Origin of the sequence: Haloarcula sp. JP-Z28 (assembly GCF_011440255.1) — an archaeon.
Lineage (GTDB): Archaea > Halobacteriota > Halobacteria > Halobacteriales > Haloarculaceae > Haloarcula > Haloarcula marismortui.
In genome coordinates this window covers 18,620-37,309 of record NZ_JAAOHT010000041.1, presented here as the reverse complement: position 1 = coordinate 37,309, position 18,690 = coordinate 18,620, and the positions used below count along the sequence as shown (strand labels likewise).

Genomic DNA, 18,690 nt, shown 5'->3' with positions numbered 1-18,690 from the left:
GGTCTACATCGGCGACGAGGACGAACTGGATTACGACGTACTGGTCTGGACGGGCGGCATCACCGGCCGCGATTGTATGCAAGACGTCGATCTGGACAAGGACGAGCGCAACCACCGCGTCCACGCCGAAGGGAACTTCCAGACCGAGGACGAACACGTCTTCGCGATCGGCGACTCGGCTTTGATTGACCAGCCGGGCGACCAGCCCGCCCCGCCGACCGCGCAGGCCGCCTGGCAGGCCGCCGAAGTCGCCGGTGAGAACCTCGCTCGTGCGGTTCGCGGCCAGCCGCTGAAGACGTGGACCCACAAGGACAAGGGCACGGTCGTTTCGGTCGGCGAGAAAGCCGTCGCCCACGACGTGGTGAACATGCCTATCGAGACGTTCGGCGGGATGCCCGCGAAACTGCTGAAGAAAGCGATTGCCGCCCGCTGGATCAACGACATGACTGGTGTCGGTCGGGCCGCCAAGGCCTGGCCTGACATGTAGCGAGTACCTTTTTACTGCAGGGGGGTTTCCTCGCGCCTGCGGTGCTGCGGGAACCCCCTTTGCAAAAATCTACGCTAAAAACGCCCTCCGAGTCGCGCTCTGCGAGCGCGCTCGGAGTGAAACCGTGCTCGCTCCGCTCGCGCGGTATGCTATCTTTACCGCGCCACGACTGCCACTGAATCCACAGTCATAACTGCTCCCTCCCACTGTACTGCACCGCCGACTGTAACAGCGGCCGCTCGCGGCTACAGCCGTAGAGAAACCTAGCGGTCGATAGACAGGCCGGCGTGCCACCCATCGGCGTCAGCTTCCTCGACAGCCGCGTCCATCTCCGCCAGATACGAAACGGCGAGGCTGGCACATTTGGCCGCTTTGCGCTCCCCTTCAGTGCGGAACTCGCCGGTAACGCGGTTGGCGTACACCGTACAGACAGCGCCGGCCCGCAGGCCGTACAGGTTCGCGAGCGTGAGAATCGTCGCGGCCTCCATTTCGAAGTTGAGGACGCCGGCCTCCTGAAGCGCCGCGATGCGTTCGTCGCTGCCGCTGGCCTCGAAGTCCTCGAACCCCGGGCGTGACTGCCCGGCGTAGAAACTATCCGTCGAGCAGGTGACGCCGAGGTGGTAGTCGTAGTCGAGTTCCTCGGCGGCGGCGACGAGTGCCGAAACGATCCGATGGTCGGCGCTGGCGGGATAGTCCTCTCGGACGTACTCCTTGCTGGTCCCCTCCTGTCGTACTGCGCCGGTTGTGATGACGAGGTCGCCGATGCTGGCTTCCTCCTGGATTGCGCCACAGGAGCCGACCCGAATAAAGGAGTCAGCGCCGACGCGGGCCAGTTCTTCGAGTGCGATAGCGGCCGACGGACCGCCGATACCGGTCGAGGTCACGGAGATTGGCGTGCCGTCGTGAGTGCCCGTTGCTGTGCGGTACTCGCGATGTTCGGCCACGATGTCGTGGTCGTCCCAGTAGTCGACGACCTTTTCGACACGCTCCGGGTTCCCCGGCAGCAGAACGCTGTCGGCCACGTCGTCCTCGCCTACTTCCAGATGGTACTGTACGTCGTCGTTCGGGTCTTCACTATCGCTTGTCATTTGTCGAGATGGTCGCTGGTGATTGTCGTCGGCAGAAGCTCCCCGAGCTCGTACACCGTCGGCTCGTCGCCGTCAGTGATGATTTCGAACGACTCGTCACAGAACTCGCTAAACGTCTGGCGGCACATCCCACAGGGAGTGACGCCGTCTCGCTTGCCAGAGGTGACAGCGACGCGTTCGAACGACCGGTGCCCGTCGCTGACAGCCGCACCGATGGCCACTTCCTCGGCGTGCAAGCTGTTGCTGTAGTTGGCGTTTTCGATGTTACAACCGGTGTAGACGCTTCCATCACTCGTTTCGAGCGCCGCGCCGACCGTGTACTCCGAGTACGGCGCGTACGCCTCGTCAATGGCGTCTCTCGCTGCGTTGAGGAGGTCCTCCATGCACTGGGCGTCGAAGGGCCGTGTAGAAATTCTATCGGTCTCGGTAGCAGTCGGTGCTCGGGCGTCAGGCGTCAGCGGCACTGACGACCGCGACGGCGTCACGGACCGCCTGTGTGGTGTCCGCGACCAGCGCGTCGATGTCGTCGCTCTCTGCGTACACCCGGACGTACGGCTCGGTGCCACTCGGCCGGACGAGCGTCCACGACCCGTCGTCGAAGGAGAGTCGGACGCCGTACTCGGTCGAGACGTCGGCCTCGGGGAACGCGTCCGGCAGGTCGGATTCCAGTCGCTCCATCGTTTCGGCTTTGGCGTCGTCGGGGCACTCCACACTTACTTTCTCATAGGGTCGCTCAGAGATGACAGCCCGCCTGTCGCCCACACTCTCTCCGGCGAACAGGCGCGTCAGCACGGCTGCGCTAGCAACGCCGTCGATCCAGCCCCCGAAGGCGGTGTGGATATGCTTCCAGGGTTCTGCGGCAAAGACGACCTCAGTTTCGTCGGTCGCGTCCGCGCGAACGTCGGCGATTCCGACGTGGAGCGAGCCGAGGTGGATGCGTTCGACACGGCCGCCGGCGGCTTCGACCCGTTCATCGATGCGGCCAGAGGCGTTGGGCGTCGTTACGACCACAGGGTCCGAAACGTCCGCAGTACGCGTGTAGTGTTCGGCGAGCATCGCGAGTATCGTATCCTCGTGGATGACATCGCCGTCGGCATCAACGACGACGATACGGTCAGCGTCGCCGTCGTGGCCGAACCCGAAGTCGGCGTCGGATTCGGCGACGAACTCGCGGAAATCGGCCAGCGTCTCCGGCGTCGGCTTGCTCTCACGGCCGGGGAAGGTCCCGTCGACGTTCGCCTCCGTCGCCAGCACGTCGGCACCCAGTTCCCGGAGGACCTGCGGCGTCGCCACGCTGGCCATGCCGTTCCCGCAGTCAACGGCGACTGTCAGCCTCGACGGGTCGCCACCGAGCGACTCGGCGTAGTCGGCGACAGCGCCTCGATACTCGTCGAGGTAGTCGACCGACTCCGTGTCGCCCCAGTCGCGCCAGGCTGTCGGCGTCGAACCGCCCTCGATTCGCCCTTCGATGCGCGTCTCGTCGTCGTCGCCGTATTCGGTGCCGTCTGCAAACAGCTTGATGCCGTTGTCGGTCGGTGGGTTGTGGCTTGCGGTAATCATCACGCCGTGTCGGCCCTGCGAGGCGTACGCCAGCGTCGGCGTCGGTACGCGGCCGATTCTGACGACGCGCGCGCCGGCGCTTTGCAGTCCCGCGGCCATCGCATCAGCGAGTGCTGGCGAGGTTACGCGCCCGTCGTACCCCAGCACGAACGTCTCGCCGTCTCGGCCAGTCGCCTGTCCAACTCGCAGTGCAAGGTCCGGCGTCACCTTCGATACGACATCACCGCGGATTCCCGCGGTCCCGAACAGTTCCATACCGGCGATGCGGAAGCCGACCGTATAATTCTCTCGTTCGGCCCTCACTTCTTCCCGATGAGGAATGTGTCGCCCTTGCCGTCACGGATGACCCGTTCGGCCACAGCAAAACCATGGCCCTCCAGTTGACTCCGGATGCCAGCGACGGAGTGGCCATTGGCTTCGAGTCGGTTTCCGTGGACTTCACAGTAGACGAGTCGGCACGAGGGCTGGTCAAGCGTCGTCGAGAGACCATTGAGAACAGCGCCCTCCGTTCCTTCGACATCGATTTTAATTGCGGTTGGTGTCGGCAGTTGGTTGTCGGCGATGAACTCGTCGCCGTGTCGCTTGCTAATTGTGATTGTCTCGTGCGTGTTGGCTGTCGTCACCAGTGAATGCCCGGCTGAACCGACTTTTTCGAGCGTAATGGAGAGTTCTGCCTCACCGTTTTCATCGACCAGTGCGTGTTCGAATAGCGAGATATCGGTCCGGTTGTGTTGCATATTCTGTCGCAACCGCTCGGCGTTGTCAGGGTGTGGCTCGAATGCGATCACCGGGCTGTCGGTCACCTGTGATGCCAGACAGGCATACAGGCCGATATTAGCTCCAATATCGTAGAACACGTCGTCGGGCCGAAGTTCCCCCAGTAGATCGGCGAGTACCGGCCGTTCATCTATCTTCCAGAGGTCGGTAAATTCGTTGTAGGTCGGTATCAGAAACTCTGTGCTGACATCGCCGACCGTAACTGCGTACGTCTCACCAGCAATCCGATAGGAGAAGTTGCGATACCGGCTGTAGAGGGTACCGAGAAGCGGTTTAACTCCAGCCTGAGATGCAAGGTGAACAGCTACATCGGAAAGTGTCATTTGGAAACATTATTAAGACCACCTACCTATACTTGTCGATTAATGGTTATTTCACGCGCTTCCACAGTTCCACTCAGGTCACACGACGGTGCGTCCGCCTGCCGTTCAGACTCTCTGGTCGAACTGCTAAAATATCGCAGACTTCGGCAGTGAAAACAGGGTCGGAGACGAGACTTGACTGCAACAATTATGTCGCGTGCCGCTACAGCAGTTCGTCGAAGTCGTAGCCGTTGATATCGACGCCGTCGGCAGTGACATCGGCGAGGTAGATGCCGTTACCGGAGCCGGTGTCACGCTCGGCGGCGGCCTTGATGGAGGCAGCAGCGACCTCTTTTGCCTCCTCGTTGGTCATGTCTTCCTCGTAGCGGTCTTCGAGGGTCCCGTACGCGACGGTGAGCCCGGAGCCGGTGACAGTGTAGTCGTCTTTCATGACCCCGCCAGCCGGGTCGATGGAGTAGACGTGGTGGCCGTCGTCGTCGACGCCGCCGAGGATGGGGTTGATCGCAAAGAAGGGACCGCCGCGAGCGAAGTTGCCGGCCAGCGTCGAGAGGGCTTTCATACTGATGTCCTCGCCGCGCCGAGCTTCATAGAGGTTGACCTCCGCACGAAGCGTCCGGATGAATGACTGTGCGCCGCCGACGCTTCCGACGAGGGTTAGCGCCGCCGTGGGGTGAATCTCCTCGACCTTTTGAACGTTCTTATTCGAGACGAAGCGACCGCCAAGTGAGGCACGCATGTCCGTCGCGATGACGACGCCGTCGGACGTACTGATGCCGATGGTGGTCGTCCCGGTCTTGTTGACCTTCTCCGAATCCTGTGCGGACTGTTCAGGGAGCTCGCCGACTTCGGGCGCGTACGGGTCACTCTGGAACTCGTCGGCAGCCTGGGGTCCAGAAAGGTCCGGCCCCGGAGTCATATCTCGCATTACTGTGGGATACTAGTCGGGTGCTGATAAAACCTCTTTTCCTGATAGACCTGACGGCATCCACTGCGGGCAGGTCTTCAGTCGGCTGCTTCGTCTTACGCGCTCGCCTGGTCGTAGGCCTCGTTGAGTCCCGACACGGCCCGGTCCATCGGCAGCCGGAGTCCGAACTGCTCTGTGAGCATTGCCACCGGCAGCAGCATGATGCCCAGCAGCAGGGTGAGTTGGTACAGTGCGAACAGCGTTGCGGAGTACAGTCGAGCTACCATCTTCCTCGGTCGTTCCAGAGTGAGTCTAGTATATAAGCTTTGTTGCCGAATTTCAGTTGCGCAGTATTGATTATGATGAACTAATGGGCCGCTGTCTTGCGGTTTGCTGAGATGCATGAAAGACCGGACTGTTACCCGACTGATCTCCCGATTAGACATAATGGGAGTATGAGTCAGATAGCTGGTTCGCATAAGTTATAGAGATGGTAATGGTGACGTGCGCAACAGCGGCGAATCAAAACTATCGAATAGTCGGACCACGAGAGTTCGTGTATGAACTACCTCGTGGCGATGGAAGCAGCCTGGCTGGTTCGTGACGTAGACGACATCGACGACGCTATCGGTGTAGCAGTGAGCGAAGCGGGGAAGCGACTCAACGAAGCCGAGATGGACTACGTTGAGGTCGAAGTCGGTGCGACCGGCTGTCCGGCCTGTGGCGAACCGTTCGACTCGGCGTTCATCGCGGCCGACACGGCGCTCGTCGGACTGGTACTTGAGATGGATGTGTTCAACGCCGAATCCCCCGAACACGCACAGCGGATCGCCAAAAGCGAAATCGGCGGCGCACTTCGGGACGTCCCGCTGAAAGTCGTTGAGGTGTTCGAGACCGAAGCCGACGAGGACGAAGCCGAAGCCGAAGCATAATCGCGCTCCACATGATTCGCCCGCCGCAGTAGCCGTGGGCTTTTTATATTACCTCTGGTAATTAGCGGATATGGACTTACCGACGCCACAGGATCTGCGGGAGCGCCGCAACGAACTCGGGTTAACTCAGAGCGAACTGGCGGAACGGGCTGACGTCTCTCAACCCCTTATCGCTCGTATCGAAGGTGGCGACGTGGACCCGCGGCTGTCGACACTCCGTCGGATCGTGACCGCCCTCGAAGAGGCCGAAGGCGGTATCATCAAGGCCCGCGACCTGATGAACTCTCCCGTTGTTGGCGTCGCACCCGACGATTCCGTCCACCAGACGAAGGACCTGATGGACGAGAAAGGGTACTCGCAAGTCCCCGTCATCCGTGACGGGGCACCGCAGGGACTCATCGGGAACTCCGACATCCGACAGCGCCCCGAGGAAAACGTCGGCGACCTCCCCGTGGCTGAAGTAATGAACGAATCTATCGCAACCGTTGAGCCCGACGCTCCTATCGACGAAGTCGACGCTTACTTGAACCACAATGCCGCTGTGATGGTTGTCGAAGGTGGGGAAACTATCGGTGTCATAACCGAAGCGGACCTCGCGCGTACGGTCAGCTAACTCCAATTCTCACAAACGCAAATAGGGATAGTGGGTCCGTAATCCCCGTAGGAGGGACTTAATACCGAAAACAGTGTCAGGGGTATATGTCTATTCTCACTAACGAGAGACGTACGCATATGGCCAATCCCAGCGACCCACTGTATACCGAACTCGAAAAGGCCCTCGAAACCGCTGAAAGTGAAGCGGCCAGATACCACATCCGACAGGCACTCCAGATTCGGATTGCGGAGGAAACCGCCGGCAAAGACATCCTGTCCGCCTGATCGGCTTCTGTCAGCGCCCCAAATCGGTTACTCGGTGAGTTCGAGGTTGCGAATCGCAACCGCCTCGTCTCCGTCAGCCACTTCCCCGATCACGCGAGCGCCCTCGCTGTCGGCGACAATCTCCGCAGCGTCGGCCTCGGGGACCGCAGCGACGAACCCGGTCCCCATATTGAACGTCCGGTGCATCTCCTCGTCAGAGACCTCGCCTTCCGCCTGGACGAACTCGAAGACGGGCTGGGCCTCGAAGGGGTCGGTAATCTCGTACCGATAGCTCCCCATCCGCGTGAGATTTGTCCAGCCGCCGCCGGTGACGTGCGCGGCTGCGTGGGTCTCGCTGGCCCGAAGCGGCGCAAGCTCCTCGCTGTAGATCCGCGTTGGCGTCAACAGTGCCTCGGCGATGGTCGTGTCAGGGTTCGGCGGGAACGGGTCGGTGTACTCGTGGTCCTGCGTGACCGCCTCACGAGCGAGCGTGAGTCCGTTGGAGTGGATGCCTGAGGACGGCCAGCCGACGATAGCGTCACCGGCCTCGGCCTCACCGGGGAAGACGGCGTCTTTCGGTGCCAGTCCGGCGCAGGTCCCGGCGATGTCCAGCCCCTTGATGACATCCGGCATCACGGCGGTTTCGCCACCCACGAGCGCCACGTCGGCTCGCTCGGCCCCTGTCCGGAGCCCTGCGCCGATGTCCTCGCTCGTCTTCTCGTCGGGCGTTTCGACTGCGAGGTAATCGACGAAGGCGACCGGCTCGACACCAGTCGCGATGAGGTCGTTGGCGTTCATCGCGATGCAGTCGATGCCGATAGTCGAGTAGTCGTCGACGGCCTCGGCGACGAGGAGCTTCGTTCCGACGCCGTCCGTCGCGAGCGCGAGGTACTGGTCGCCGATGTCTACCAGTCCCGCGTAGTCGCCCTCGAACTCGCCGGCCGCGCCGATGAGCGCCTTCGTGGCCGCCTCGCTGGCGTCGATGTCCACACCGGTTTCTGCGTAGGTCAGTCCCTCCTCGCTGTCGGCGTCGTCGGCCTCGGACTCACTGTCGGTCATACCCGAGAGCGTGCGTGGCGGGGGCAAAAGAGCGTCGTTCCGCCGGAGCGCTCCGACTGCTCAGAGGACGAACAGCGCGCCGACCCCGAGCAGAATCGACGGCACCGCAACGGCAAGAAACACCGGCGTGCTCCACTCTCGAACCGTTCGACCGTCGAGCGGGCCAAAGGGCAGCATATTGAAGCCGGCGAGCAGGAGGTTGATCTGCAGACCCATCTCTGTGAGTTCCCGGAGAAATCCTCCGATGCCCATAGATGCGGTGAGAAAGAACGGAACGAGAAACACAACAGCCAGCGCGAGGTTCGTTACCGGCCCAGCGACGGCGATGAGGCCGTGTTGCTTCGCTGTGAGTCGGCCACGGTGGACGACCGCCCCCGGCGCGGCAAACAGGAAGCCGACGAGGCCGCCCAGAACTGCAAATCCGAGCATCCGGTAATCGGCCTTGAATGCGGCAATCTGACCGAAGCGGACGGCGACAACCTTGTGAGCCAGTTCGTGTAGCAGGAAGCCGACGCCGACCGTCAGCAGGCTGACCGCGAACGTGCTGGCGATTTCGGCACCGGAGAGGCCGCCGAACTGGCCGAAGACGATGCGGCGGAACTGTCGTTCAAGGAAGAAGGTAAACGCCAGTCCGAGCGCGAGCCAGGCGACGAGAAGGTCCCGGAGTTCGCGCTGGCTGAAGCTGAGGCCACCGATAGTTCGGTCCGTGGTGGGTCGCTGTCGTCGACCCGCCATCAGAGCACCCCCACGAGTATCTGGGTCCCTTCGCGGACACCCTGCCAGAGCAAGCGCGAGACACCTTGCATCCCGCCGATGTCCGAGGAGATGTACGGAATCAGCACCGGGAACACGACGTAGGAGGCGATTGCGCTGCCGACGTTCGTCAGCGCGACGACGAGGATCAGGCGGAACAACGGCACCGCACGCATCCGGCTGACGAGGTCCATCACCGGTGATTCCTGGTCGTTGAGTATCTCATTGAGCGTCGCGATATCGCTGATATTGACGGAGATATACCGTAGTTCGACGTAGCCCGCGAACCAGCCGGCCGCGAGCAACGGAAACAGGCTCGTCAGCCAGCCGAACGCGCCGGCGGCGGCCGCACTCGACCAGTGTGCACCGGCCACCTTCGCTAGCCCGCCGGCTAGCACGGCGTTAACGGCGACTAAGGCGACGAACAGCTGCAGTAGGACGGCCTGACTCGCGCCACCGAGGATGAGCAGGCCGAAGAAGACGAGAAAGACGACGCCAAAGCCGTAGCCGACGAGTTTGTACAGCGAAACGCGACGACCGCCCTCAGTTCCAGTGAGCGACTCCATCGGTGGGAGCGTCTCCGGGTCATCGAGATAGCCCTGAATCCCCTCGCGGTGGCCGGCCCCGACGACAGCGAGGACGTGATAGCCGGCCTCGCGGAGAGCGATGAGTCGGTGGGCAATGAACGCGTCGCGTTCATCAATGAGTGCCTCTGCGCCGCCGGGGGAGAACTGACGGAACTCCTCCATCATCGCGCTAACGACATCAGTGTCGGTCAGTTTCTCCATGTCGAACTCCTCCACGTCGGCCTCACCGCGGAACCGGACCAGCAGTGCGGCGATGGGGATTCCGATACCGGCCGCGGCTACACAGATGAGCAACAGCGTATCGAGCAGGCCCTCAACCGTTCCGCCGAGACCCCCCGGCAAAACTGAAAGAGCTCCACTCGGGACAATAAACGGACCACCGAAGGCTCCGGCGACCACCGCAAACAGCCCGCCGAAGACAGCACCGATGGTCAGTCCGACGGTCAACGGCGGCCCCATCTCGGCTGCGAGACTGCCGACAAGTTTGAGCTTCTCAACGGCCGTCAGCCGCGCCCAGAACCGCTGGACGGTCGTCTGGATGTCCCGGTCGACGAGTGCAACGCCGAGGCCGAGCCGTTCGGCGGTGTCGATACCCGCTTTCATATCCGCACCCGGCTCGATGTCGAACCGGTCACCCAGCCGGGTCTGGATGTACGACAGCATCCAGTACGCGAGGAACTGAAAGACGGTGTTCCCGCGCAGGAGGTCGCTCGCATCGAGATCATCAGGTGTTTCGCCCTTGATCTGGCGATACCGGCCCTCGTCGAGTTCGACGGCGACGATATCGGGTTCGGATTCTTCAATCGCTGATTCCACTTCCGTGACGCTGTGCTCGGAAACGTGAGCGGTTCCGACGACATCGACGCGTCCCGCCCCTGACGGTTCCGGGAACTCGTCTGCCGCCGACTCCGCGTGTTCGGTCATCACCCGCGTTACACATTCGTTTCCTTTACCCTTGTCGGGTCCGGGTGACCGCCGAGAAACGGCGACCAAAATCATGTCCGCGGCGTTGTATGTTCTCGATACGTGCCGAAGCTATTACCCACTCTTGTGTTAATACAGCCACAGATGCCGTGGTAACTACTGGACGGGGGCGGAATTTGTAAATACACAATAGATTTACTGATTCAAAAGACTGATATGTACGGGGTCAAACTGTATCGGATATACGATGTATGACCTGACTGGATTCCAGCGGGACCTGCTGTACGTCATTGCAGGCCTTGACGAGCCCCACGGGTTAGCAATCAAGGAAGAGCTCGAAAACTACTACGAGAGCGAGGTCAACCACGGCCGACTGTATCCGAACCTTGACACGCTCGTTGAGAAGGCACTCATCGAGAAGGGCGAACGCGACCGCCGAACGAACTTTTACACGCTGACCAAGCGTGGCCAGCGCGAACTCGATGCCCGAAAGGAGTGGGAAGCGCAGTACGTTTCGGCATAGTCACCTTTTCGAACTCCGTTCGACAGACTCAACCCCGGTGCTGGCCAACCTCGCGCCATGCCAACGGTACTGGAAACCTATATCGAGAACCGCTGGATGGTCCAGCCCAACCATTCGAACCACCTGGGCTCGACCCACGGTGGAAACGTACTGAAGTGGATGGACGAACTCGGGGCGATGTCGGCGATGCGCTTTGCCGGCGAAACCTGCGTTACCGCGCGGATGGACCAGGTGAATTTCAAGCGGCCGATACCTGTCGGTGATACGGCCCTCATTGAGGCGTTTGTCTACGACACTGGCGAAACGAGTGTCAAAGTCCGGCTCCAAGTTGCCCGAGAGAACCTCAGAACTGGTGAGACTGAGTCGACGGCAGAGTCGTACTCGGTGTACGTCGCAGTCGACGAGGACAGGAACCCCGTTCCCGTTCCCGACGTGACGACCGAGACTGAGCGCGGTGAACGACTTCGACAGCGCGCCCTTGACGGGGAAGCGAACCGCTGATACTGCTGGCTGTAGTCCCGTGAAATATTTGTCACCGCGGAGTGGCGCATATTGTCACGGAGGCACAGCCAACAGTATGAGCTTTATTCGGCTCCGCCACGTACCACGATTATGACACTCGATGTTGAGACGCCGGAGCGGCCGGAGCTGTCCACCGGCGTCGCTGCCGACGAGTACGATGACGCGGAGGTACAGGGCGACGAATACCGGCGCGAGGAGCTCGCCGAGGCCCTGGACGACGGCGCGTGGGCGGACGCCTTCGAGGAATGGGCCACGGACGCGTCGCTCGATGCCGACCAGTGGAAGATTGTCACGGATCTGGGGCTCATCGAAGAGTTCGATTTCTTCTGGGACTCCTTTGCGGGCCGCGTCGGCTACCACGCTCCGGGCTTACCCGAGGACTGGCGCGAGCGGGAGATCCATCCGGACATCGACTCCTGGGGCACCGTGTCGGGCATCAACGCCGGACTGACCGAGTTCGGACAGGTCGTCTGCGAGGTGCTGGCCGATGAGTACCTCGACTGGGAAGCCGAAGAGGTTGACGCGGACGACCTCCCGGACTTTTGAACACGCCAGCGGTTGCACTACCGGCGTCAGCGTCGGTACAGCACTCTCACGTCGTCGGCTGTGAATCGTTCCGGTCGGTCCGGTCAGGGACCGGCAGCCTGATAATCACCCACGCGCTTGCACCAGATATGGCTGAAATCGTCACCCCACGCAAACGCGAGTGTGAGCGGTGTGGGCGGGTCGATGAGTGGGACCCGGACCAACACAGTTGGCGTATCGTCACCGACAGCGGAACCAAACAATCCGGCGACCCACACTGTCTCCACGAGTGGGACATCAACGGCACGTTCAATCCGCTGGCCGAGTGACCGTTCCGCTGCTATCGCCTTCTTGACTGACAGGGCTATCACCGTTAGAACGTACTCCGCTGACGGAACCCTGCAAAAATCTCAGGTAGATCAAACAGGCGGTCGGCCAGCGACCGACCGCTGGGACTCCGCTATGCGCCCGCTTCAGCTGCGTCTTCAGTCATTGGCGTGCGAGATTCACCGCTGGTGCCATTGCCCTGCTGAATCGTTACCGGTTCCAGTTCGACGGTTGCGGCGTCGTCGTCCTCGCCGATGACCTGTCCTTCAGTGACCTCGGTCGCGCCGGTAAAGCCGGTTCGGTTGCCGTTGTTGGCCCCGATTGCGGTGAACTGGTACTGAGTCTCGGCACGGACGCTCACGTTCGTGTAGCCTTCGTCAGTACCCCAGTCGTCGTACCCAGTAGTCGAGTAGGGAACGGTCATCTCGAAGTTCCCGTTCTGATCTGTCTGGGTCCGCTGGCGGTAGACGAACGTCTTGTTCGTGGCCGGGTTGCGCATCTGGACGGCGGCCCGGACTGTCGCGTTCGCCGGTCCGGTCCCTTCAATCGTTGCCCCTGGGACGCGCTCGAATATCTTTGCCCAGGCGGAGGACTGATACCGCGGGTTGTTCGGGAACGCCTCAGTCTCACTGGAACCGACTAGGCGGTAGTGCTCCATTGCTGAAACCCGTTCAGATGGGTTGTCGCCGAACCCACCGATCTGTGCGGTCGCGTCTTCTTCGACGTACTGACGGGCCTGTTCCATGCTCTCGAACTGGCGGACGATCTGTCCCTGTCGCTGGCCCTCTGGTTCCTGCTCGTTGGTCGGCGCACCGCGATACTGGGCACCCTGGCGTGTCTGCTTGTTCTCCCAGTCAACGACAATTGGTTGTGGCTCTGCGGCGCTGCCGTGGAACCGGTACAGCCGAGCGGTCATCGTCTCGTAGTAGGCCTGTTGCTGGAACGTTATCTGTCTGGCACCGTCCTGCGACTGGATGTACATTCGGCTGTAGTAGTCACCCGGCTCCACGCCATCAGCGAAGGTCGCTGGCGCGAAGAACTTGCCATTGAGGTTGCCGTTGGTTTCAGCCATCTTCCAGTCGACGGCGATGTACCGCGTCTTCGCGTCATCCTCATCTGTACTGTCAAGGATGTTGTTCGCCTGCGTTTCATTCTGTGCGACGAGGAACGGGGCGACTGTCTCAGTTCCCTGCTGGAACGGGTTCGCGTTCGGCACGCGCTCTGCTCTGGTGGTAATCCAGTGCCCGTAGTCCCACCACGACAGAACACCATACTGTCCCTCTTGGTAGTCGAAGTCTTCTTGTCGCTCATAGGTGCCGTAGTGCTCGAGTGTCGCGTCACCGCCGGAGCCGTAGGCTCCCTCTGCAGGTGTGTTGCCTTCCATCCACTGCAGGCTCTCGTCCCAGCCCTGAATACTCGGCCCGGGACCGGTCGAACCGGCTTCAACCGGCGTCGTGCCGAACGCAAACAGCGGGACGACGATGACGAGAAGTACCGTGAGAATTGTCATGACCTGATAGTACTCGATACCATCGTCGGCACTGAAATCGAACCAGCGGATGAATCGGCCGACAACCATTCCCGATAGCACTGCAATCGGTGCAACGAGATAGTAGGCGAACCGTCGCTGGGTGAACGTGGCCAGCAGAATGAATACCGCCCAGACTACGACGAGCATCTCTTCCGCAGGCGCGTCGTCGGAGAGGAACTGTTTTCCGAGCAGGATGAGGCCGCCGATTCCCGCCACGATGACAGCGAACCCGTGCCGGTCAAACAAGACGCCAGCGTTCCGCAGTGGCGAGGCTTCGCCGACGGTGTTGGCCGTTTCGCTGGTTGTGAGTCCGATTATCCGCATCACGTTGTTTGTGAAGAAGCTCCACAGGTCAGGGGTCAATACTGCCATCAGAACGGCCCCGAACGCGAGGATTCCGAACACGGTCGCCGGATACACGTACTGGCCGTACTCTCGCTGCTCCATGAATCGAGCTAGCCACGCCATGAACACACAACCGAAGCCAACGGCCAACGCCAGCCCCGGCTGTAGCAGCGACTGAGCGGTTGCTGTAATTTCCAGAACGTTGATCCTCGATGCACTCACCACAGCGGCAGTCACCATCGTGATTGCGCCCGCGATGGCCGTGTGTTCCGGGCTACTGTCGTGAACGTACTCAAGACACAGTCGGAGCAGGAAGAAGACACCGAGTATCCCGAGAAGGAGCACACCCGGCGGCCAGACCCAGAGATACATCGCAATTGCCACACCGGCCAGCATGGACCAACTGATGGTATCCCGGAGTGCGTCTATATCTCGTTCGATAAACTGCTCATAGATCGGCTTGTCCCGCGCGGCGACGCTGACAGCCACCATGACACCGAGGACACCGAGAATCTGGAAGAGCGCTTCAGCGACGTGGTGGTCAGAGAACCCGACGCGGCTCCGCTGTAGGAGCCCCCCCGTCGAGAATGCCATCACAGTAACCGCAGTTACGCCGCCGAGGCGGCCGCCGAGTCGCCGTCCGACAAGGTATGTCGGAACCGCAACGAGCGTCCCGAGCACGGCTGGAGCAAACAGGAGTGTCATCGCAACAGTCTGCTCACTGGGCGAACCCAGACCGATAATCAGGGCAACTGTCGCGACGATCTGATCGAGCAGCGTTCCGAACTGCCCCGTGCTGGTTCCGTATGGGAAATACGTCCAGGGATCAAACGGCATCGTCGCGGGCCAGTTGTTAACGACGTACTGGGTCGACCGGTAGTGATACCAGGCGTCGTTTCCGCTGAAGAGTACCTTGCCGTCAACAATGAAGTTCTCCCAACTCCGTACGCGATTCCACAGCATGAACCCGAGCAGTACCAGGAGGACCGGAACGTGGTACCAGCGCTCGGCCCACTCCAGGGCGGACTCGAGTTCGGGGTTGTCGTCAAGATAGCCCCGTGATTGACTCATTGCACGGAAAAACTGCCAAGGCGCGCATAAGCCTTTTGACCTCTATGCGAGCGCAGGATGGAAACGCCTAACAGCACCGGTGGCACACCACCGACCATGCGAGTCTCGGTCGTGCTCTGTACGCACACGATGGAGCGATATGACGACTGTCGAGCGGCGGCCGAGAGCGTCTTAGCCCAGACCTACGACGACGTGGAACTCGTACTGGTCTCAGATGGGAACCGGGACGTGCACAAGCAGTACCAATCTGACTTCGGCAACCGAGACGATGTCCTGACGCACTGTAACGATGCAAACGTCGGACTGCTAGAGAGTCGGAACAACGGGGCCGAGGTCGCTACCGGAGACGTTGTCGCGTTCATCGACGACGACGCGATCGCTGACGAGGAGTGGGTCGCGGCGCTAGTCGATGCCTACGAACAGCAGGACGCGCTCGCGGTCGGCGGCCGAATGACGCCGGCGTGGGTCGCCGGCAAACCCAGCTTTCTCCCCGCGGAGTTCTACTGGCTCATCGGTGTCACCCACCGCGGGTTCGGACCGAACGGCGACCCCGACGAACCCGGCGTCGTTCGCAACACCTTCGGCTCGAACATCTCCTTCGACCGGGACGTGTTTCTCGAACTGGGCGGCTTCGACGATGACATCGGCGGTCGACAGGGTGAAAAGAACCTGCAGGGCGGCGAGACGGAACTCTGTGCGCGCCTACGAACTGAATACGACGAAGGGGTGTACTACACCCCGGAGGCCCTTGTCGCGCACAAGATATTCGACTACCGGACTGATCCCGGCTGGCTGTTAGACCGGGCGTTCTGGCAGGGGTACTCGAAGCGCGGCATGGAGGTGTTTGTCCCGGAATCGACCGGCGAGGAGTCCGATTTCCTCAGCGACCTCCTGTTCCGGTTTGCCCCCGAAAGGATCTGGGGCCTCGTCCGCGCTCCCTCTGTGGCCGGCCTGTTACAGTTCGTGTTCCTGTTTGCCCTCACCGCCTTCGTTGGCTTTGGCTACTTGTACGGCATGACTGTCTGGGGGTAACAGATGACGGAACCAACACGTCATCAAGAGCGTGAAACGGAAACACAGGAAGCGGACCTGCCGAACGTCTGTGTCGTCACGCATCCGCTTGCCGCGGCCGGCGAGAACGCCACGCGGAGCCTGCTGGATATCCTCTCTGCGATCACATCGGTTGCGCTCGTGACAGCTGATCTGCCAGCTGATTCCGACATCCGCGACCGGCACGAACTCGTCGAACTCACGCAGAAAGGTGCGGGTGACTCCGTTGTCATCGCCGCGTTCCGGTTTCTGCTGAACCAGCTCCGGATGTGTCGCATCATCGCTGGCCGGGACGAGGACGTGGTCCTGTTTTTCGGCGCAACGTCGTACTTACTACCCATTGTCGTGACTCGGTTGCTGGGGAAGACCGTCCTCATCGAACCCCGCGGCGACGTGCCGCTGACGCTCCGGTTGAACTGGGAACAGCAGTTGCCTGATCAAGTGGCGGCTGTCCTTGCTGGGGCCGTCCGTGCACTCGAACGAGCCGGCTTCGCCGTGGCACACGGCGTCATCACCTACACGCCCGAGATGGCTCGCCAACTGGACCTGCATCCGGAATCTCCGAGCGTGTATCCGACAGGGGCGCGCTACGTCCGGACGAACGAATTCTGCGTCCAGCGACCCTACGCTGACCGCGACCGCGTCGTCGGGTTCCTCGGACGGCTCGACGAAGAAAAAGGTGTCCGGGAACTGGCTGCAGTTGCCACACAACTCCCCGACGACATCACCTTCCGGTTCGTTGGGGACGGCGACCTCCGAGAGTGGCTGGAAGAAGACCTCGCCGCAGATATCGAGGCCGGTCACGTGGAACTGACCGGCTGGGTAGACCACGATAAGGTCCCACACGCCCTGAATGACCTCGAACTCCTGATACTGCCCTCCCAGCCGACCGAAGGGCTCCCGACGACTATTCTGGAGGCGCTGGCTTGCGGAACGCCAGTATATGCCAGTCCGGTCTCAGGTGTCCCGGACGTGGTCAGGGACGAGGAGACCGGTTTCACCATCGATTCGCGCGAATCCACGGCACTGGCGGCGGGTATCGAGCGGATTCTCGACAGGAACGATCTGGCAGCAATCAGCGAGAACGGACGCACCCTGATCGAACGCGAGTACAGTTTCGACGCGGCCTGTGAGCGATACCGCGGTATTCTTCGTTCCGTCGCCGGCTACTCGTCGTAACCCAGCCGTCGGAGCCGTTCCTTGACATCCTCATCCATATCCGGGCGCTCGACATCGTCAGCCTCCGTTGCTCGAACGAGTTGCCGGTGGTCATCGAGCTGTTTGCGCAGCCGCCGTTCCCGAGATGGATGATCCTCGATGACGTTCACCTGCTCTTCAGGATCCGCTGTCAGGTCGTATAGCTCGTCATCCTCGTCGTCCTCGTGGGCAATGAGCTTCCACTCGGGCTCTCGTATGCGGAGGTGTTCGTAACCGTCGCTATCGCGGTAGCCGCCCAGAATCTCGTTGCGGTCCCACTCCCCGTCGAAGGCGAGTCGCCGGAGGCTCTGTCCAAACCAGTTGTTTGGAATATCGAGCCCGGCGGTGTCGACGAGCGTGCAGGGCAGGTCGGTCAGCCCGACTAGCTCGTTGTAGCTTCCCGTATCGTCCCAGCCGTTAATCAAGAGCGGGACGTGGTTTTTCACATCAAGGAGGCGGGCGCCGCCGAAGTAACCGTGTTCGAGGAAGTGGTCGCCGTGGTCCGCGGTCAGCGCCATCACGTAGTCGTCTCCCCACGTTGACTTGACGGCGTCCATGAGACGACCGACCTCCGCGTCGTTGAACCGTATCTCCGCATCGTAGAGGTCGATGAACGTCTGGTGCTCTTCCGGAGTCACTGCCTCGGGCTCCTCGATATACTTGCGACGAAGTTGGATCGATTCGTCGTCGGACACTGGCTCATCCCGGAACTTCCGCTGGTATTCCTCGGGTGGGAGGAACGGATGGTGGACGTCCATGTAGTGTGCCCAAACGAACGTCGGCGTCTCATCGTCGCTCTCCTCGATGAACTGGATCGCTCGGTCTGTGATTTCGTCGGCCGGGACGTGATAGGACCCGACATTGATACCCTGTGAAGACTCAAGGAAGTCGTAGCCCCGCCGCAGGAGGGAGAGCAGTGTGCCATCGAGGTTCGTCTTGGCCCACTTACGGAGCTTCGAGGTCGCCGACTCATCGGGCGCCGAGTCGTAGAACTCGTCCCACCCCCGGTCGTAGCCGAACTTCCCAGAGACGTAGAGATTCGAGTGAAACCCGCCGGTGCGGTAGCCGGCGTCGTTGAATACCTCCGAGATGAGTGTCTGTTCCTCGGAAATCCGTTCGTGACCGCCGTACATCATCGGCGTCACGCCCGAGAGGATGCCGGGAAATGAAAAGCGGGTGCCACCGACATGAGAGAAGGCGTTCAGAAACGTGCTGCTTTCTTCCGCGTAAGCGTCAATCTGTGGCGTAGTATTTCGCTCGTATCCGTGGTACCCCACGTGGTCCGCTCGTAGCGAATCGATAGTAACGAGGAGGACGTTGTTCATGCTACTGCGTCCGCCAGTGGCA

21 protein-coding genes are annotated in these 18,690 nt (G+C 61.3%); 10 read left to right on the top strand and 11 right to left on the bottom strand.

From position 1 onward, the window contains the following. A partial coding sequence (locus G9463_RS14730) for an NAD(P)/FAD-dependent oxidoreductase (RefSeq protein ID WP_165897115.1) occupies window positions 1-487 on the top strand: 487 nt, incomplete at its 5' end. A gap of 263 nt (window positions 488-750) precedes the next feature. On the opposite strand, the gene G9463_RS14725 is transcribed toward G9463_RS14730, so the two are convergent. The 6 genes from G9463_RS14725 to G9463_RS14700 all read right to left on the bottom strand — a co-directional run bounded on the left by G9463_RS14725 (window position 751) and on the right by G9463_RS14700 (window position 5,426). Next, the gene (locus G9463_RS14725) at window positions 751-1,575 is read right to left on the bottom strand and encodes a nucleoside phosphorylase (protein ID WP_165897114.1); all 825 of its coding nucleotides are present in this window, start codon (window positions 1,573-1,575) and stop codon (window positions 751-753) included. Next, window positions 1,572-1,958, bottom strand: coding sequence for a cytidine deaminase (gene cdd, locus G9463_RS14720; RefSeq protein ID WP_165897113.1), 387 nt, complete (start codon window positions 1,956-1,958; stop codon window positions 1,572-1,574). Before cdd ends, G9463_RS14725 begins: the two co-directional genes overlap by 4 nt. A gap of 64 nt (window positions 1,959-2,022) precedes the next feature. Next, entirely contained in the window at window positions 2,023-3,390 is a 1,368-nt protein-coding gene (locus G9463_RS14715; protein ID WP_011223030.1) for a phosphopentomutase/phosphoglucosamine mutase, read from the bottom strand. A 44-nt stretch (window positions 3,391-3,434) separates the two neighbouring features. Beyond that, a complete protein-coding gene (locus G9463_RS14710) occupies window positions 3,435-4,235 on the bottom strand; it encodes an FkbM family methyltransferase (RefSeq protein WP_011223029.1) in 801 nt (266 codons plus the stop codon). A gap of 202 nt (window positions 4,236-4,437) precedes the next feature. Further along, window positions 4,438-5,160: an archaeal proteasome endopeptidase complex subunit beta gene (gene psmB, locus G9463_RS14705; RefSeq protein ID WP_004962269.1), complete on the bottom strand. Its 723-nt coding sequence runs from the start codon at window positions 5,158-5,160 to the stop codon at window positions 4,438-4,440. A gap of 95 nt (window positions 5,161-5,255) precedes the next feature. After that, on the bottom strand, window positions 5,256-5,426 hold the full coding sequence (locus tag G9463_RS14700) for a hypothetical protein (protein WP_004962266.1): 171 nt from the start codon (window positions 5,424-5,426) through the stop codon (window positions 5,256-5,258). Window positions 5,427-5,699: 273 nt separating this feature from the next. Between G9463_RS14700 and G9463_RS14695 the strand changes: the two genes are divergently transcribed. From G9463_RS14695 to G9463_RS14685, 3 genes are all read left to right on the top strand, one after another. After that, a complete protein-coding gene (locus G9463_RS14695) occupies window positions 5,700-6,071 on the top strand; it encodes a DUF555 domain-containing protein (RefSeq protein ID WP_004515717.1) in 372 nt (123 codons plus the stop codon). A gap of 70 nt (window positions 6,072-6,141) precedes the next feature. Further along, a complete protein-coding gene (locus G9463_RS14690; protein ID WP_004962262.1) occupies window positions 6,142-6,684 on the top strand; it encodes a CBS domain-containing protein in 543 nt (180 codons plus the stop codon). An 86-nt stretch (window positions 6,685-6,770) separates the two neighbouring features. Then, on the top strand, window positions 6,771-6,950 hold the full coding sequence (locus G9463_RS14685; RefSeq protein WP_011223028.1) for a hypothetical protein: 180 nt from the start codon (window positions 6,771-6,773) through the stop codon (window positions 6,948-6,950). Between the two features lie 27 nt (window positions 6,951-6,977). Here G9463_RS14685 and purM read toward each other — a convergent pair whose 3' ends face one another. Genes purM through G9463_RS14670 form a run of 3 tightly spaced genes read right to left on the bottom strand, consistent with a single transcriptional unit; the run spans window position 6,978 to window position 10,252 of the window. Continuing rightward, window positions 6,978-7,988, bottom strand: a complete 1,011-nt coding sequence (gene purM, locus G9463_RS14680; protein ID WP_165897112.1) for a phosphoribosylformylglycinamidine cyclo-ligase — start codon at window positions 7,986-7,988, stop codon at window positions 6,978-6,980. A gap of 60 nt (window positions 7,989-8,048) precedes the next feature. Beyond that, complete coding sequence (locus G9463_RS14675) at window positions 8,049-8,723, bottom strand: site-2 protease family protein (protein ID WP_007189935.1); 675 nt, start codon at window positions 8,721-8,723, stop codon at window positions 8,049-8,051. Then, window positions 8,723-10,252 (bottom strand): TraB/GumN family protein, encoded by a 1,530-nt coding sequence (locus G9463_RS14670; protein ID WP_165897111.1) that lies wholly within the window; start codon window positions 10,250-10,252, stop codon window positions 8,723-8,725. The genes G9463_RS14675 and G9463_RS14670 overlap by 1 nt, the downstream gene beginning before the upstream one ends. Before the next feature lie 247 nt (window positions 10,253-10,499). Between G9463_RS14670 and G9463_RS14665 the strand changes: the two genes are divergently transcribed. The 4 genes from G9463_RS14665 to G9463_RS14650 all read left to right on the top strand — a co-directional run bounded on the left by G9463_RS14665 (window position 10,500) and on the right by G9463_RS14650 (window position 12,151). Then, window positions 10,500-10,775 (top strand): PadR family transcriptional regulator, encoded by a 276-nt coding sequence (locus tag G9463_RS14665; RefSeq protein ID WP_004515723.1) that lies wholly within the window; start codon window positions 10,500-10,502, stop codon window positions 10,773-10,775. 57 nt (window positions 10,776-10,832) lie between these two features. Continuing rightward, on the top strand, window positions 10,833-11,276 hold the full coding sequence (locus G9463_RS14660; protein ID WP_011223024.1) for an acyl-CoA thioesterase: 444 nt from the start codon (window positions 10,833-10,835) through the stop codon (window positions 11,274-11,276). Window positions 11,277-11,387: 111 nt separating this feature from the next. Then, window positions 11,388-11,843 (top strand): hypothetical protein, encoded by a 456-nt coding sequence (locus tag G9463_RS14655; protein WP_004962246.1) that lies wholly within the window; start codon window positions 11,388-11,390, stop codon window positions 11,841-11,843. A gap of 128 nt (window positions 11,844-11,971) precedes the next feature. Continuing rightward, a complete protein-coding gene (locus tag G9463_RS14650) occupies window positions 11,972-12,151 on the top strand; it encodes an HEWD family protein (protein WP_007189933.1) in 180 nt (59 codons plus the stop codon). 131 nt (window positions 12,152-12,282) lie between these two features. Here the strand turns inward: G9463_RS14650 and G9463_RS14645 are convergent, their stop codons facing one another. Further along, the gene (locus tag G9463_RS14645; RefSeq protein ID WP_165897110.1) at window positions 12,283-15,096 is read right to left on the bottom strand and encodes an oligosaccharyl transferase, archaeosortase A system-associated; all 2,814 of its coding nucleotides are present in this window, start codon (window positions 15,094-15,096) and stop codon (window positions 12,283-12,285) included. Between the two features lie 96 nt (window positions 15,097-15,192). Between G9463_RS14645 and aglG the strand changes: the two genes are divergently transcribed. Both aglG and G9463_RS14635 read left to right on the top strand, forming a co-directional pair. Further along, window positions 15,193-16,128 (top strand): glucosyl-dolichyl phosphate glucuronosyltransferase, encoded by a 936-nt coding sequence (aglG, locus tag G9463_RS14640; RefSeq protein ID WP_165897109.1) that lies wholly within the window; start codon window positions 15,193-15,195, stop codon window positions 16,126-16,128. 3 nt (window positions 16,129-16,131) lie between these two features. Then, window positions 16,132-17,325, top strand: a complete 1,194-nt coding sequence (locus G9463_RS14635) for a glycosyltransferase family 4 protein (RefSeq protein WP_165897108.1) — start codon at window positions 16,132-16,134, stop codon at window positions 17,323-17,325. Here the strand turns inward: G9463_RS14635 and G9463_RS14630 are convergent. Further along, window positions 17,313-18,668: a sulfatase gene (locus G9463_RS14630; RefSeq protein WP_165897107.1), complete on the bottom strand. Its 1,356-nt coding sequence runs from the start codon at window positions 18,666-18,668 to the stop codon at window positions 17,313-17,315. The genes G9463_RS14635 and G9463_RS14630 overlap by 13 nt on opposite strands. Window positions 18,669-18,690 lie beyond the last annotated feature (22 nt).